This window comes from Flavobacterium sp. ENC (genome assembly GCF_020991415.1).
Lineage (GTDB): Bacteria > Bacteroidota > Bacteroidia > Flavobacteriales > Flavobacteriaceae > Flavobacterium.
On sequence record NZ_JAJMOY010000002.1, the window covers coordinates 685,598 to 701,180 of the forward strand.

The 15,583-nt window shown below is 37.7% G+C and carries 8 protein-coding genes; 7 read left to right on the top strand and 1 reads right to left on the bottom strand.

All coding sequences use genetic code 11. The features are described from left to right. Positions 1-158 precede the first annotated feature (158 nt). The 6 genes from LPB89_RS07585 to ppk1 all read left to right on the top strand — a co-directional run bounded on the left by LPB89_RS07585 (position 159) and on the right by ppk1 (position 13,533). Entirely contained in the window at positions 159-2,576 is a 2,418-nt protein-coding gene (locus LPB89_RS07585; RefSeq protein ID WP_230701166.1) for an alpha-L-arabinofuranosidase C-terminal domain-containing protein, read from the top strand. 301 nt (positions 2,577-2,877) lie between these two features. After that, on the top strand, positions 2,878-4,515 hold the full coding sequence (locus LPB89_RS07590) for an alpha-L-fucosidase (RefSeq protein ID WP_230701167.1): 1,638 nt from the start codon (positions 2,878-2,880) through the stop codon (positions 4,513-4,515). Positions 4,516-4,942: 427 nt separating this feature from the next. Further along, on the top strand, positions 4,943-7,279 hold the full coding sequence (locus LPB89_RS07595) for a glycoside hydrolase family 2 TIM barrel-domain containing protein (protein ID WP_230701168.1): 2,337 nt from the start codon (positions 4,943-4,945) through the stop codon (positions 7,277-7,279). A gap of 12 nt (positions 7,280-7,291) precedes the next feature. Then, positions 7,292-9,205, top strand: a complete 1,914-nt coding sequence (locus LPB89_RS07600; RefSeq protein WP_230701169.1) for a glycoside hydrolase family 97 protein — start codon at positions 7,292-7,294, stop codon at positions 9,203-9,205. Positions 9,206-9,323: 118 nt separating this feature from the next. After that, positions 9,324-11,126 (top strand): glycoside hydrolase family 2 protein, encoded by a 1,803-nt coding sequence (locus LPB89_RS07605; RefSeq protein WP_230701170.1) that lies wholly within the window; start codon positions 9,324-9,326, stop codon positions 11,124-11,126. Positions 11,127-11,502: 376 nt separating this feature from the next. Further along, positions 11,503-13,533, top strand: coding sequence for a polyphosphate kinase 1 (gene ppk1, locus LPB89_RS07610; RefSeq protein ID WP_230701171.1), 2,031 nt, complete (start codon positions 11,503-11,505; stop codon positions 13,531-13,533). Positions 13,534-13,603: 70 nt separating this feature from the next. Here the strand turns inward: ppk1 and LPB89_RS07615 are convergent, their stop codons facing one another. After that, positions 13,604-14,533: an alpha/beta fold hydrolase gene (locus LPB89_RS07615; protein WP_230701172.1), complete on the bottom strand. Its 930-nt coding sequence runs from the start codon at positions 14,531-14,533 to the stop codon at positions 13,604-13,606. 134 nt (positions 14,534-14,667) lie between these two features. Here LPB89_RS07615 and LPB89_RS07620 point away from each other — a divergent pair, with 134 nt between their 5' ends. Then, complete coding sequence (locus LPB89_RS07620; protein ID WP_230701173.1) at positions 14,668-15,528, top strand: LysR family transcriptional regulator; 861 nt, start codon at positions 14,668-14,670, stop codon at positions 15,526-15,528. The last annotated feature ends 55 nt before the right edge of the window (positions 15,529-15,583 follow it).

The window sequence follows — 15,583 nt, forward strand, 5'->3', positions numbered from 1 at the left end:
ATGATGCTCCGTAACGTTCCGGAATTATAAAATGGATCAGCTATAAAAAGCCTAGATAAAGCTAAACGAACATGAGGCATTAACTTCCGATACTAGGGAAGCGTTACTAACTGCTGCCTTGGTGACAGTTAGCTGTAAATGAAAAAAATAATAAACTAATGAAAAAAGACATAAATAAACATCTTGTTACGGGCTTATTGCTTTGCGGACTGAGTACTGTTCTGAATGCGCAGACGACCAAAGCGGGTAAAGCTAAAATTACGGTTGAAGTCAACACACCCGGACATTGTATTCCATCAACATTATTCGGAAGCTTTTTCGAAGATATTAACCATTCAACCGATGGCGGTCTTTATCCCGAGCTTATAAGGAATCGTTCGTTTGAGGATTCTGATACGCTTGAAAACTGGAAATTTATAAATCAGGATGATGCCAGCAAGGCCTCGGTCATTAATATAGATGCTTTGTATCCGCAAGCTGGAGGGTTAAACGTATTCAATCGAAAATATCTTTCCATTGAGGCCAAAGGAGAATTTAAGCTGGAAAATTATGGATTCTGGGGAATGAATATTGTTAAAGGGAATTCATATACCTTCAAATTAGCAGCGCGTAGTGTTGAAGGCTTCAATGCACCGCTCAAGGTTAGTATTGTAAGTGCTGCCGGTATCGTGCTGGCTAATGCTGAAGTGAAAGGCTTTGATGAGGGATGGAAATACTATACCGTTAGTTTAACGGCGACAGAAAGCGACCCTAAAGCCCATATTGAGATAAGTGCGAAAGGTAATGGCCGCTTATATATGGATATGATTTCGCTCATGCCCGGTCAAACGTGGAAAAACCATGGACTCCGGACAGATCTGGCGGAAGCCTTTAATGCTATGCAGACTAAGGTTTTCAGGTTTCCGGGCGGCTGTTGGGTAGAAGGAGATAGTTTCAGGCAAATGCACAATTGGAAAAAAACAATTGGAAACATCGATACGCGTACCTCGTCATGGAATTTCTGGGGCTATAATGCTACTCAGGGTTTAGGTTATCACGAATATCTGCAGCTGGCAGAAGATCTTGGTGCTGAGCCTTTGTTTTGTATCAATGTCGGAATGTCGCATAGAGATTTTGTACCCATGGATCAAATGGGACAATGGGTACAGGATGCGTTGGATGCAATAGAATATGCAAATGGGTCTGAGACTTCTGTTTGGGGAAGCATCCGTGCTAAAAACGGCCATCCTAAACCGTTCAATATGAAATATATTGAGATAGGAAACGAAAACGGAGGCGACCAGTATGCAGAGCGATGGAAGCTTATTGCTAACGCCATCCGCACAAAATATCCTGATATTACACTTATTGCCAACAGTTGGGGAGTATATCCCAAAGACCCCATGCCAGATTTGATTGATGAGCATTATTATGATAATCCTGAGTGGTTTATTCTGAACGCTGACAAGTATGACAATTACGACAGAAAAAGCCCGAAAATATTCGTTGGCGAATATGCGGTAACAAGTAAAACAGGCAAGGGCAACCTGCGTGGTGCTATTGGCGAGGCTGCCTGGATGACGGGTCTGGAACGAAACTCAGACGTGGTTACCATGAGTGCTTATGCGCCTCTGTTTTGTAATGTGAACCATAGGGCATGGCCTATTAACCTGATTAATTTTGATAGTCAGCACTGGTATGGTCTGCCAGGCTATTATGTTCAGCAGTTGTTTGCCCAAAACCAGGGTACCGTCTCTCTGCCTGTAAAAGTAACAGGAGCACCACTCCTGGCATTTTATGAAAAAGGAGGGCTTGGATTTGGTACTTCAAACAATTCGGCAGAGTTTAAAGACGTAAAAGTACTTGCATCGGATGGCCGTGTTTTGTTTCAATCGGATTTTACAAAAAACATTGATGACTGGCAAAAAACAGCAGGAGAGTGGGCCGTAAAAGACGGCGTACTTCGTCAGTCCGCAACCACTGTTAATGCTTCAGCTTTTTTCGGTGACAAATCATGGACCGATTATACAGTTACCTTCAAAGGACGTAAAATTTCCGGAGAGAATGGTATCCAGATTTATTTCAGGAATCAGAATAAAGAAGATCAGATGCGATGGGAAATCGGCTGTAATAAAAATACTGGCTTTACGCTGGACAATGGATTCAGCAAGCAAATTATTCCCGGAAGTATAGAAACAGACCGATGGTATGATATTAAAGTTGAAGTTAAAGGAGGCACAATTAAAGGGTATCTTGATGGTAAACTTATTCAGGAAATAGCAACGCCAAATCTAAAAACCAGCAGCATTTGTGTAAGTGCGGCTAATGATGAACTTTCGGGAGATATTATCCTTAAAGTTGTTAATGCAGCACCCGGTACTGTAAAAACAGAAATTAATTTGTCAGGAGCCGAAAAGCTGGCCGGAAAAGGAAAAGCTATTGTGCTTACATCGGCCAGTCCGCTGGATGAAAATACAATGGAACAACCTGCTAAAGTTTCGCCAAAAACAGAAAATGTGAAATTTTCAGGAACCACTCTTACACGTTCTTTTCCTGGAAATTCATTAACGATATTACGTTTGGAAACGCTGCATTAGAGGATGACAGGCAGTTAAAAAAATAAAACATACAGTTACTTTTTTTGTAAAAATAATATAATAACCTGATTTTGATGTCTACTACGCCGTTTGCAAGTGTGTAACAGACCTTCTCCTCCTGTGAGAGAACCGACTATTGAATTCAGGTTAATAACAATTTTTTGATTCACGTTTTCGAGTTTACAAATAAGCCTTTGTACTTTGTAGAGGAAAAAGTAGTTTTAAAAAAATCAAATATAATCTGATAAAACAATATAGACAGAGTTATTAAAAGATTGGTAAAAAGCAAAATAATAGTATTATGAATTTAAAAATTTCAATGAAAGTTAGTCTGTCCATAGCCGTTTTTATGCTATTCTCCTGTTTCCTGAAGGCTCAGGAAAATTCTCCATTGCCTGTGGGAGAAGCTAAAGAACAGGTTGCTGCTGGAAAGTTTAAGCCAACCTGGGAATCTCTTGGCCAATACAAAGTTCCTGAATGGTTTCGCAATGCAAAATTTGGTATCTGGGCACATTGGGGGCCACAGTGCCAGCCTGAACAGGGGGACTGGTATGCACGTGGTATGTATGAAGAAGGTTCTGATTACTACAAGTGGCATGTTGCTCATTATGGTCACCCTTCCAAAGTGGGCTTTAAAGATGTAATTCAAGACTGGAAAGCCCAGAATTGGGATCCTGAAAAATTGGTAAAATTATACAAACGTGCGGGTGCTCAATATTTCTTTGCCATGGCCAATCATCACGACAATCTGGATTTATGGGACAGCAAGTACCAGGAATGGAATTCAGTTCGTGTGGGTCCTAAAAAGGATATTATAAATGGTTGGTCAAAAGCCGCTAAAAAAGAAGGGCTTCCTTTTGGATTAAGTGTACATGCCGCCCATGCATGGATGTGGTACGAAACGGCACAGGGCGCCGATAAATCCGGAGAATTTATCGGTATTCCATACGATGGAAAACTTACAAAAGCAGCAGGAAAAGGTACTTGGTGGGAAGGATTGGATCCTCAGGAATTGTATGCACAAAATCATGAAGTAAGCAAGGGGAAGGGATGGAATTGGGAATGGCAGGATAAAAGCGCATGGCCTTCGCAAGCGTACTGTGAAAATTTTTATAACCGAACTATGGACCTTATTAATTTGTACAATCCTGACCTGCTCTATTTTGATGATACAGCACTCCCATTGTATCCGGTTAGTGATGCTGGTTTAAAAATAGCAGCTCACTACTACAACCATAATATGGCAAGCCACAAAGGTAAGCTTGAAGCGGTTCTGTTTGGTAAAATACTCACTGAACAACAAAAGGAATGTATGGTATGGGATGTGGAACGTGGAGCTCCTGATAAACCACAAGCCAAAGCATGGCAAACCTGCACTTGTATAGGTGATTGGCATTATAATAGAAAGGTATATGATGAAAATCGTTATAAATCTGCTGAGAATGTCATTCGTTCTTTAGTAGATATTGTCAGTAAAAATGGAAATTTATTACTCAATATCCCGGTACGTGGAGATGGTACAATTGATGATAAAGAAGTTGCTGTTCTTGAAGGTATTGCAGCCTGGATGGACATAAACAAAGAAAGCATCTTCGACACCCGTCCGTGGAAACTGTATGGTGAAGGACCAGCCGTTGATCTGGCGAACCCTATTAATAGCCAGGGATTTAATGAAGGAAAAATACAATACTCAGCAAAAGATATTCGATACAATCAGAAAGGAAATGTATTGTATGCTACGGTGATGGGTACACCAACAGAAAATATTTTATTGAAGTCACTGGCAAAAAAAGAAGGAACAGTAAAAATCAAAAAAATTGAACTTCTTGGCAGTAAAGAAAAAATTTCATGGAAACAAGAAGCAGATTCATTGGTAATTATAAAACCAAAATCTATTCCGAATAATATTGCGATTGTTTTTAAAATAGCTATGAAGTAATTGTTTCTGATTTAGAATGATAGTTTAAATATTGGGATCATATCGTTTGGGGCGATCCTGTCCTTCACGGCCCCAAAGGCGATTTAAAACTGACCAGCCTCAAATGGCTGGGCGGAACCTCGGGCTGGCGAGAAGCGAATGTCAATCGTACCTGCGACAATAACCCAATTATCATAAATAATGAAACACGAGAGGTAATTGGCGCTCATGGAGAATCTGTGATCGTTTATGAATTGCCACAGCATGGGGCAGGGCTGTATAGAATAACTCCTTTGCGATAAGATGATCGACATCCAATAATTCAATAAAATATAAACACAAAAAAATGAGTCGTTTAAATTCATACAAAAGACAATATCTCACCAGACAACTAGTATTCCTAATTATACTGTGTATAAGCTTTCTTTCAGGCTATGCACAAGTTGATATGGAAAGAAAACAGTTATTTGACAATGACTGGAAATTCTTTTTAGGCGATGAGACCCAAGCTAAAGCAAATGATTTTAATGATTCAGGCTGGCGTAAACTCGATTTGCCTCACGATTGGAGCATCGAAGGAAAAATTCATCCTAAGAATACTACTGGTGGAGGTGGCGGATATTTTCCGTCAGGAGTTGGCTGGTATCGCAAAAGCTTTCTGGCACCGGACAACTGGAAGGCAAAAAAAACAACTATTTATTTTGAAGGTGTTTATATGAATTCCGAAGTTTTTATCAACGGAAAATCACTTGGCGTTTATCCTTATGGTTATTCCTCATTCGGTTATGACCTTACACCTTATCTGAATTTTGGAAAAGAAAATGTAATTGCCGTACGTGTCGATAATTCACAACAAATGAACAGCCGTTGGTACAGTGGATCAGGGATTTATCGCCATGTCTGGATGATGGTTACCGATCCTGTACATGTAGCCAATTGGGGCATTGCTGTTTCGACTCCCGAAGTATCTTCAAAAAAGGCGACTATACTGGTAAAAGTCAAGGTTAAAAATGAAACAGCATCATCAAAGAGAATTGTTGTTAAAACCGATCTTTTCAATAAGAATTCTAAAAATGTCGGACATAATCAGACGCAGGTTGAGGTTCCTGCCAATGCCGAGAAGGAAATAACGCAAACTATACAAGTGTCAAAACCGATGCTTTGGACACCGGAAACACCGCATTTATATAAGGCTCAGGTTCAAATATCAAAAGATAAAAAAGTACTGGACGATTCAAAAACCAATTTTGGTATCCGTTCTTTAAAATTTACTGTGGAAAATGGGTTTCAGCTGAATGGAAAAACGGTAAAAATAAACGGCGGTTGCGTGCATCATGATAACGGCTGCTTAGGCGCTGCTGCTTTTGACCGTGCCGAGGAACGTAAAGTAGAATTGCTTAAAACCGGTGGATTCAATGCCGTGAGGACTTCTCACAATCCACCTTCTGAAGCTTTCCTAGATGCCTGCGACAGATTAGGATTACTGGTAATGGACGAATCTTTTGACTGCTGGAAAATAGGAAAAAACACCAACGATTACGCAAAATATTTTGAACAATGGTGGAAAAAAGATTTGCAGACCCTGATTTTGAGGGACCGAAACCACCCGTCTATCGTAATGTGGAGCATAGGTAACGAAATTGCAGAACGAGGAAAACCAGAGGCTGTTGAAACAGCTAAAATGCTTTTGCAGGAAGTAAAAAAAATAGATACGACAAGACCGGTAACTTCTGCAGTCGTGAATTTTGACAAATGGGAAAACCTGGATGCCCTGATAAACGTACACGATGTCGCAGGCTATAATTACAACCTGCATACTGCTCCGGACGATCATAAAAGAGTGCCCTCACGTATCATAGTTCAGACAGAATCCTATCCCAAAGATGCTTTTAATAACTGGAAACTGGTACAGGAAAACAATTATGTAATAGGGGATTTCGTTTGGACAGCTATGGATTATTTAGGAGAATCAGGAATCGGACGCTGGTACTATTCAGGTGATGTACCGGGTCAGCATTGGGAAAATGATTTGTTCCCTTATCATGGTGCTTATTGTGGTGATATCGATTTAATGGGCTGGAGAAAACCCATTTCTCATTACAGAAGCATGTTGTATAATAACAATGAAAAACTCTGCATGGCGGTTCGTGAACCAGCCCCGGAACCTCTGGAAATCAAAGAAACCTGGTGGTCGGTATGGCCAACATGGGAAAGCTGGACCTGGCCGGGTTTTGAAGGGAAAACAATTCAGGTTGAGGTCTATTCAAAATATCCGAAAGTGAGATTATATCTTAATGATAAACTTGTTGGTGAACAAAAAACAAGTAAAGAGGAGCAGTTTAAAGCTACTTTTCCAATTGCATATTCTGCAGGTTTGCTTAAAGCTGTTGGTGTAGAAAATGATAAGGAAATGGAATCAGTAATTCTTCAAACTGCCGGCGATGCCTCAAAAATAAAACTTACAGCCGATCGAAAAGAAATACTATCCAACGGACAGGATTTATCCTATATCACGGTTGAAATAACAGATAAGGATGGAATATTCCAGCCCAATGCGGCCAATAGGCTGAATTTTAAAATTGAAGGACCCGGTACCATTGCAGGAGTAGATAACGCTGATATAAAAGACTTCGAACAATACGTGAGCAATACACGTAAGGTGTGGCATGGAAGGGCTTTAGTCGTAATAAAAAGTAATCATCAAGCAGGTGAAATTAAATTAACCGTAACCTCAAATCAGTTGGAAGAAAATAGTATTTTTATTAAATCAACTCAAAATAAGTAATACCTAAAGATCATGAAACGCAGCATCACTTTTCTATTTTTTATTTTAAGTTCATTGATTATAAATGCACAGGAAATAATTTCACCCAACGGAAAAATAAAAGTTATTTTGAATTTATCCGATAAAAATGCTGTTGTAAATACTCTTTCTTTTAAGGCGTTATATAAAATCGAAAATAAGTTTGTAGAAGTATTACCTGATTCTAAATTAGGCATTAATCGTGCCGATGAACAGTTTACAGACAACCTGAATTTTGTTTCAGCATCAAAACCGGTTTCAATACACGATAAGTACAAAATGGTTTGTGGCAAACGTCAGCTTTGTGAAAATTCAGGTACAGAAAAGACTTTCAGTTTTCAAAATTCCAATCAACAGCCAATGAATATTGTTTTCAGGGTCTATAATGATGGTGTTGCCTTTCGTTATGTTTTTCCAAATCATTTAGATTCGCAGGTTGCTATTATAAACGAAGCCACAACTTATGTATTACCCTATAAAACCTCTTGCTGGATGCAGCCTTTCAATCTTGCTTATGAAGATTTTTATCCATTGGGCAAAACGGGCTTAGACATTGATAAATACCAGGAATGGGGTTTTCCGGCTTTGTACAAAGTGAATGACCAGCCAGTTTGGGGGCTAATTTCTGAAGCGAATATAACAGCCAATAATTGTGCTGCAAAATTATCAAACCTGAAAAATACGAACCAATACCAGGTTACGTACCCTTCTGCCCGTGATAATTTTCAGCAGACAGGTGTTAAGACTACATTACCATGGAATTCCCAGTGGCATACCCTTATCATTGGAAAATTGTCTGATATTGTCGGGTCCACTTTGATTTCAGATGTAAGCGACCCCAGCCAGTTAAAAGACACAGAATGGATTAAACCCGGAGCCGTTTCGTGGATTTACTGGGCAAATAATCATGGTTCAAAGGATTATAAAAAGGTAGTCGAATATGTTGATTTGGCCGTAGAAATGAATTGGCCCTATGTATTAATCGATTGGGAATGGGATGTAATGAGCAATGGTGGAAATATAACCGATGCCGTGAACTATGCAAAAAGCAAAGGAATAAAACCATTGATGTGGTACAATTCCGGGACAATATGGCTTGACCCGACACCAAATGATCGTTTACTGACAGCAGAAAAACGTGCCAAAGAATTTTCGTGGCTCAACAAAATAGGTGTCTACGGAATTAAGGTTGATTTTTTTGCCGGTGACCAGCAGGATATGATGAACTATTATATTGATATCCTTAAAGATGCGGCAAAATATCATTTATTAGTAAACTTTCATGGCGCAACAGTACCACGTGGCTGGTCACGTACGTATCCCAACCTCATGACAACAGAGGCGGTATATGGTGCCGAATGGTACAACAATAATGAGGTATTAACCGATAAAGCCGCAGCCCATAATACTACACTTCCGTTTACACGAAATGTAATTGGTTCAATGGATTATACTCCGGTTACATTTTCAGATTCACAACATCCACATATAACATCTTATGCGCATGAGCTGGCTTTGTCTGTTGTATTTGAATCAGGGTTTCAGCACTTTGCTGACAAACCTTCAGCCTATGAATCTTTACCACCAGAACCAAAAGACTTTTTAAAACATGTTCCGGTGGCATGGGACGATACAAGATTAATCGATGGTTATCCGGGGGAGAAAGTTATTATTGCCCGAAAGAAAGGAGATAAGTGGTATATCGCCGGAATTAACGGAAAAAATGTACCTCAGACTTTACTGGTGAAGTTTGATTTTATTGATAAAGGAAATTATAGCTGTCAGCTGATCAAAGATGGAAAGGATGGCAAATCTTTTTCTTCAGAAATAATAAAGGTTAAAAAAGGAGATACTCTAAAAATTGAATGTCTTCCAGGCGGAGGCTTTGTTGGTTCGATCAATAAATAATATTTAATGTATTACAAATAAAATATTGCGGGAATAGAGAATAGTTATAATTTTTTTAATTTCTAAATACTTGCATCACGTTTAATGAATCAGTTAATGTAATTAAAGCAATTAAATTATGAATAAAAAAGCGGATAAAAGAGGGTTGAAAAAAACGGGATTATTTCCTTTGATCATGCTTTTGCTGGGCAATTATTTACAGGCGCAAACTGCAATGGCCAATGTTGAGTCCCGACACTTATCTAGTTTGAATGGTGAGTGGCAGGTTATTCTCGATCCTGCCAGAATAGGAGAGTGGAAACAGGTCTGGCTGGAAAAAAAGCCGCAAAAGAAAACCGACTTTGTGGAGTATTCCTTTGATGGCGGGCCAATGCTAAAAGTCCCCGGCGACTTTAATTCGCAATTACCCGAACTGACTTATTTGGAAGGTATTGTTTGGTACAAGAAGGTATTCCATTATAAATCTAATAATGAAAAAAGACTATTTCTGCACTTCGGATCGGTAAATTATTTAGCGGAGGTATATCTTAACGGCGAAAAAATAGGAAGCCACGAGGGAGGATTTACCCCCTTTCAGTTCGAGATTACAGGCAAAGTAAAAGAAGGAGATAATACCCTGATTGTTAAAGCAGATAATCAGCGTTTGCAGAGTGGCTTGCCCGGCGCCGGATACGACTGGTTCAATTTTGGAGGTATTACCCGTGAGGTTAATTTGATTGAAACCGGTAAAACCTTTATCGAAGATTATGCTGTTCAGTTAAAAAAAGGAAGCCTGAATAAAGTATTGGGATGGATCCGGCTAAATGGAATAAATGCAAAGCAAAAGATCAAAATAAAAATTCCCGAACTCAATAAATCGTATAAAACAGAATCCGACAGCAAAGGGTATGGGAGTGTTGAGTTTGATTCAAATCTAAAACTTTGGTCTCCCGAAAACCCTAAACTTTATAAAGTAATCATTGAAAGTGAAACAGATACCGTTGTTGATACAATAGGCTTCAGATGCATTGAGGTACAAGGGACTAAAGTACTGCTTAATAAAAAAGAAATCTTTTTGAAAGGAGTAAATATCCACGAAGAAAATCCAAATAAAGGAGCAAGGGCCTATTCTAAAGAAGATGCCCTGTTGTTGTTAAATTCCGCAAAAGAATTAGGTTGCAACCTTGTTCGCCTGGCTCATTATCCGCATAATGAAAATATGGTCAGGGAAGCTGAAAAAATGGGACTTATGGTATGGAGTGAACTTCCGGTATATCAGTTTATTCAATTTTCGGATAGCCTTGTTCCAAAAAAGATGGAGACGATGTTGAAAGAAATGATTCGCAGAGATAAAAATCGCTGTGGAATTGTTGTCTGGAGTCTATCCAACGAAACTTATCCCGGGACACCAAACCGGAACGATGCTCTTGTTAAATTAACTCAAAAATGCAGGGCAATAGATTCAACACGGTTGATAACCCATGTTATAAATACGCAATCTTACACGAATAACTCTTTTAATGTTTGGGATACACTTTATAAATATTCCGATTTGGTTGCCATCAATGAATATATTGGCTGGTATGTTCCGTGGCAGGGTAAACCGTCGGATGTAAAATGGAACTTCGCTTATCCCGATAAACCTGTATTTATTTCAGAGTTTGGAGGAGAAGCCCTGTATGGAAGCAATGCCCAACCAACGGATGAAGCTTCTGGCTGGACAGAAGAATACCAGAAACAAATTTATGTCGATCAAATAGAGATGTTTAAAACTATTCCAAATTTATGCGGCATCTCACCCTGGCTGTTATTTGATTACAAATCATTAGGAAGGATGAACCAGGTTTATCAGAAAGGCTACAATAGAAAAGGATTGTTGTCTGAAAAAGGAGAAAAAAAGGAAGCCTGGTATATTATGAAAGAGTATTATAATAAAAATTAAAAATAGCAGTATATCTAGGTCTATGCTGTAATACCAATAATAATGGGTTTTCGGAAATGTCCTAAAAAGGGGGCAACAGGTTTTCGTACTGATTTCTTTTAACCTTTTCCAATACCAATTAAATAATCTTCCATAAATATTACATTCTCTTTAAAGGTAAATATAATGCAATCAGCGTTAATGCTTTTAATATAATATTCGTAATCTTTAGAGAATAGCTTTTATGCTATTGAGATGATTATAATTGTTACCATTAAATTAAATTATAGTTAACTGCTTGTCTGTATTTATATTTTAAAATAAATAATACTGAAATTTACAAATCTGTTCATAAAAAGTATTAACCAATTTCTCTTGTAGTAGTATCTTATTAAACGTGCAAAACTATCTTATCCCTTCAGAATTATCATGGCTTTCTTTCAATAACTGCATTTTAGATGAAGCAGAAGACGCTAATAATTCACCCTATGAACGAATTAAATTTTTAGCCATTCATTCTTCTAACCTGGATGAATTTTTTAGGGTTAAAATCAGAAAACTGGTGATTAAAAATTCGAAAAAGAATAAAGAGTTACTGGATAAAATTCTGACTGAAGTAAATCTCCAGCAAAATAGGTTTGGAGCAATTTGGAATAGTTCAATAGTACCTGAATTAGCGGCTAATAAGATTATATATTATGAAAATCAGGAACTTTTAGAAGAGCATCTGCAGGAGATCGAATATTATTTTAAAAGTATCATTCTCTCTTATATACAGGTCATTCATATTTCAATAAACCAGCCTAAAACGTATTTCTTAAATAATCGCAGTTTATACTTTTTGGTAAAATTAAAAGATACTTCGGGTAACTACAACTATGCTTATCTGAATATTCCTTCGGATAAACTGGACCGGTATAAACAATTGCAAAGTCAGGGAGATACACACTACATTATTTCGATTGATACCATAATAAAGAATTGTCTGTCCCTTATATTTCCTTCCGGAAAAGTGGTTGCCTGCAATGCCATAAAATTAAACCGGGATGAAAATTATCTGATAGAAGATGAAAACTCAGGAGATCTGATCGCAAAAATTGAAGCAAAAATTGAAGAACGCAAACGAGGTTCATCCACAAGGTTTTTGTATGATTCTAATATGGACTCTGAAACAATTTCGGTATGTAAAAAATCTTTTCGACTTAAAAAAGATGAAATGATAAAAGGAGGAAGCCATCATAATTTTTATGATTTATTCAAGTTTCCAAATCCTGTTAAACCAAATCTTCAGGGAGCAAATTATCCGGGTCTCAAACATTTGCCTTTTGAAAGCAAGAAGTCAGTTTTTGAAATTATTGACAAACAAAATCAATTATTGCACTTTCCGTATCAATCCTATTATTATGTACTGCAGTTTTTTAATCAGGCGGCAATTAACAGAAACGTTCTGGAGATAAAAATTACCTTATACCGGATTTCATCTCAGTCGTTAATTGCAAATGCTTTGATAAGTGCCGCTAAAAATGGTAAAAAAGTAACTGTTTTTGTAGAAGTCAAAGCACGTTTTGACGAATACAATAATTTATTCTGGTCCCGCGAAATGAAAAACGCCGGAATAAAAATTATTCAAAGCATGCCGAATTTAAAGGTTCATGCTAAAGTTGCTACGGTAACAATGAAAGACAAATACGGAAATAAAAAATGCTATAATTATTTGTCAACCGGAAATTTTAATGAAAGTACGGCAAATGTTTATTCAGATTTTGGGTTTTTCACCTCAGAAAAAAAATACACAGATGATCTGAAAAAAATCTTTACTTTTTTGAAAACAAAGAAAAAAGCAGGAGCACCAAAAGATATTCTGGCGGCAGGCTTTAATATGAAAGAAAAATTACTGGAATTAATAGATACTGAAATAGAAAATAAAAAAGCCGGCAGAACAGCTGCTGTATTTTTAAAAGTAAACGGAGTTGATGAAAAAGATATTATCGACAAGCTTATTGAAGCAGGCAGGGCAGGTGTTGAAGTGACATTGATAGTACGTGGAATCTGCACTTTATTGCCGGGAATTAAAGGTTTAAGTGAAAATATAAAAATCTACAGGATCGTAGATATGTTCCTGGAACATTCCAGAATTTACAAATTTGCAAATAATGGTGAGGAAAAAATCTATTTGTCATCTGCAGATATGTTAAGCCGAAATTTAAACAGAAGAATAGAAGTGGCTTTTCCACTGTATGATGAAAGACACATTGCCGAAATTAATACAATTATCCAGTTACAATTGGAAGACAATACAAAAAGAAGAATCATAAACAGTGAAGGAAATAATGAATTAGACCTTCTAAATATTGATGAACCAAGACGTGCACAAACCGAAATTTATGATTGGCTTGCGGAACGTAATATTGCAAGAGATTTAAAGTAAGTTATAATTTTTAGTAAGCTAAAAAAATAGCGGTCTTTTATAACCGCTATTTTAATATAGTACAGCCTAATTATTTAGGAAGTTTGGCAAGAAATAACAATATATCAGTACCAATTTCTTTATAATGAGTTTCCAGGGCAAAATGGCCCGTTTTATAAAACTTTACCGTAGTATTTGGATTGTCACGTTTGTAGGCTTCTGCTCCTGCGGGAAGAAAATAAGGATCCTGACTGCCCCAAACAGCTAACATCATAGGTTTTTTATCCCTAAAATAAGCTTGAAATTTAGGATATAAGGCAACATTGGTTCTGTAATCTTTTAGCAGGTCAAGCTGTATCTCGATGTTGCCGGGGCGATCCAGAAAATGCTGATCCAATGTGTATGCTTCAGGTGCGATCAGGGCAGCATCCGAAGCACCTTCGTGATACTGAAACCAGGTTGATTCTTTAGAAACAAAACCCTTAAGCGCGTCTCTGTTAGCCAGCGAAGGATCTTTCCAGTAGTTCTGAATAGGATTCCAGCCAGTGCTTAATCCTTCTTCGTAGGCATTGCCATTTTGTGATATGATGCCAGTTATCTTTTCGGGATTTGCAAGAACAAGTCTGTATCCGGTTGGCGCGCCATAATCGAATACATAAATGGCAAAACGTTTTAAACCAAGGGTATCGATAAATCCCTGCATAGTATTGGCAAGATTGTCAAACGTATATTGAAAACTAAGATGGTCCGGCGCATCTGAATAGCCAAAACCAGGCAGGTCCGGAGCTATTACATGATATTTTTTGCTTAAAATAGGAATAAGATTTCTAAACATATGAGATGATGTAGGGTAGCCATGCAGTAATAATACAGTTGGAGCATCTTTAGGTCCTGCTTCACGATAGAATATCTTTAGTCCGCTGACTTCCGTGTTATTGTAATGAGTGGCCTGAATTTCAGTGTTGTCTTTTGTCGTTAAAGAGTTTTTAACTTGTGCTTTTACACCTGTTTGTGGTAGCATAATGAGAGCTAGAATTAGAGTTAAGGATTTAATTGTGTTTTTCATGTTTTCAATTGTTTAAGACAAAAATACACGCTATATTTGATACGTGAAAACGATTTATAATGATCTAATCAATCATTAAAAGTGATACTATGAATAGTAATGACCTGAAAATATTTGAAGCCGCAGCAACACTGGGAAGTTTTACGAAAGCTGCAGAAGCAACTTTTACGGTACAATCAAACGTAACGGCGCGGATAAAAAATCTCGAAGATGAATTTGGAGCTGAACTGTTTAAAAGAGTATCCAGAAAAGTGGTTCTAACTGAAGCAGGCGAAACACTTTTGCAATATGCTAAAAAAATAGGACGATTACTGGAGGAGGCAAAAAGTGATATACAGAGTGCAGACAAAATAGGAGGGACCATACGCATAGGGTGTATTGAGACCACTATGGCTCTTAAAGTGCCGGAAATCATTAAAGGTTTTGCAGAACTTTATCCCAATGTAGCGCTTGAATTTTATTCTTCAATGTTATCAGCATTGATAAGTGATGTAGTCAGTTATAAACTTGATGCTGCTTTTGTTGTAGCACCCCTAAATATTCCGGGTTTACAGCAGCTTATTGTTCGTGATGAACAACTTGTAATAATCGCAGGTGGTGATGTGGATAAGCTTTCGGTAGTATTGAAACAAGAACCTTTAAAAATAGTAGTTTTTGAGCAAGGTTGTTTTTTCAGGGCGCGACTTGAAACCTGGCTCGGTTCAAAAGGAATCCTCCGTTATAAAAGTACCGTACTCAATTCGATAGAAGGCATTATTAATTTTGTGGAGGCAGGTCTTGGTATTAGTATACTTCCTGCAGAAGTGGTAAATCAGTATTACAGCAACAGAAATATAAAAACTTTTCCTCTAACGAAAGAACTTGCCACGATGACCACAGTGTTAATTTACAGAAATGATGAAGAACCTTCAAAGGCTTTAAATGTATTTTTAGATCAGTATCGGAATTAAAGGTTCTATACCAGGTTCTGTCGCATTTGGAAATAATTTTAATACTGGCTTCCTT